Genomic DNA, 1862 nt, shown 5'->3' with positions numbered 1-1862 from the left:
TCCTGCTCGGTGCGGGCCAGCATGGCCACGGCGGCGCCGGGCAGCGTGGCCTGTTCGTGCACCAGCAGCCGGATCAGCGTGGCGAAGGTTGCCGCGCTCTGGTGCGCCGTCGGATGGCCGTGGGTGAGCGCCGAGCCGTCCGTGGCCAGCCGCTGGACCGTCTGGTCGTCGACGAACGGCAGCAGCCCGAACGGAGCCGACCGGACCACCGTGCCGCAGTCCTTCGAGCCCCGGTTGACCGGGCGCGCCCGCGTTCCCATTTCCCCGGTGGCCAGGCCGGACAGGCAGTCGGCGCCGGGGTCGCGGCGGGCGTGCAGCACCTCCTGTTCGTCGATCCAGCGCGGCTGCGGTTCCGGCGCGTTGTCCGGATAGCGGCCTTCCTGGGTGGCGTACCAGCGCAGGTAAGCCAGCCAGAGGCAGGCGGCTTCGTCGGCGGCGGTACCGGCGTTGGCCCATTCCAGCGCCTCGGTCAGCCCGTCGAGGGTATACAGCGTCAGCTGCGTGTCGTCGGAGAAGTGGCCGGGCTCCGCCAGCTGGGAGAAGTCCCGCAGCCCGTCCGCCCCGAAGCGCCCGGCGATCGCGTCGAAGGAGTCGAATTCGACGCCGGCCCCCAACTGGTCCGCCAGGGCGCCTCCGAGCAGGCAGCCGCGCACCCGCGAGGCGAACTCCGGCACCGCGTGGGCCGTCGTCTCCGGCTGGGTCTCGGGCGGCGGCGGCACGGCGCCGGGAGCGGGCTGGATGGCGCCGGGAGGGGGCGGCGCGCTGCCGGCGAAGTCCGGTGCGTCGGCGGAGGGGGAACCGGGGAGCGGGGCATCGTTAGTCACGACTACCAGCTTAGGCGTGGGACCGGGCCTTTCGCCGGGCGTCCTTCCCGGGCAGCACCCAGCGTTTTCACAGACCCCAATGCCAGAGTGGAGTAGTTTTGAGTAACCCGCCGGCTGCTGGCCGGCCCTGCAGAAGGACAGTATCCATGGCAGCAGCCCACCCCGCGTCACCGGCTCCGGCCGTCCACGCCGCCCCGCCCCGGCTCGGCGAGGGGCGCAGCTACTCGGCCCGCATCGGCGCCGAAGTGGCAGGTTCGTTCCTGCTCTTTTTCGGCGCCCTGGGGATCGGCATGTTCAATCCGCAGGGCGGCTTCAGCGTTCCCTTCGGCTTCGGCCTGGCTGTCGTTGCCGGCATGCTTGCGTTCGGCCACGTCTCCGGCGGCCACTTCAACCCGGCCATCACGCTGGGCAGCGCGCTCGCCGGCCGGACCTCCTGGAAGTCGGTGCTGCCCTACATCCTGGCGCAGCTGGCCGGCACCTCGCTGGCCGCGGTCGTGCTCTGGGTGATCATGGGCAGCCACCCGGTCAGCGCCCAGTCGGCCGGCGTGTTCACGTCCATCTCCAACGGCTACGCCGGCGGCGACGAACTGGGCTTCTCGATGGCGGGGGTGTTCCTGGCCGAGACCATCGCCACCGGGCTGCTCGTGGCGGTCTACCTCGGTGCCACCTCGTCCCTGGACCGGCTCCGCAGCGCCCCGTACGCGGTAGGGCTTGCGTTCGGCGTGCTGACCGCCGTGATGCTCCCGATTTCCAACGCCGGCCTGAACCCCGCCCGCTCCACGGCCGCGGTGTATTTCGCCGACGGCAGCCCGCTGGGCGAACTGTGGCTGTTCTGGGCGGCCCCGCTGCTCGGTGCGGTGATCGCCGGGCTGCTCTACCGCAGTGCCGAGCTGGTGCCGGGGGCGCGCAAGGCAACCAACGACGGCGATGCACGGGCTGCAACGACCGGCGAGCCTGTGGAGGGGAAGACTGCCGCCGGCGGGGCTTCCGCCGGCACGGTGTCCACCGGAGGCGCGGCCGGATCCGCGGCCGCCGGCC

The 1862-nt window shown here is 72.7% G+C and carries 2 protein-coding genes; one reads left to right on the top strand and one right to left on the bottom strand.

The features are described from left to right. Window positions 1–719 (bottom strand): ADP-ribosylglycohydrolase family protein (locus AC5RV2_RS17575; RefSeq protein ID WP_494093399.1); only part of this gene is annotated, 719 nt, incomplete at its 3' end. Between the two features lie 251 nt (window positions 720–970). Between AC5RV2_RS17575 and AC5RV2_RS17570 the strand changes: the two genes are divergently transcribed. Beyond that, window positions 971–1862, top strand: an 892-nt coding sequence (locus AC5RV2_RS17570; RefSeq protein ID WP_494093398.1) for an MIP/aquaporin family protein, incomplete at its 3' end; no start/stop codon positions are given.

The sequence above is a fragment of the Arthrobacter sp. Y3225116 genome, from assembly GCF_059091245.1.
This window is presented reverse-complemented; position numbering and strand designations above follow the sequence as displayed.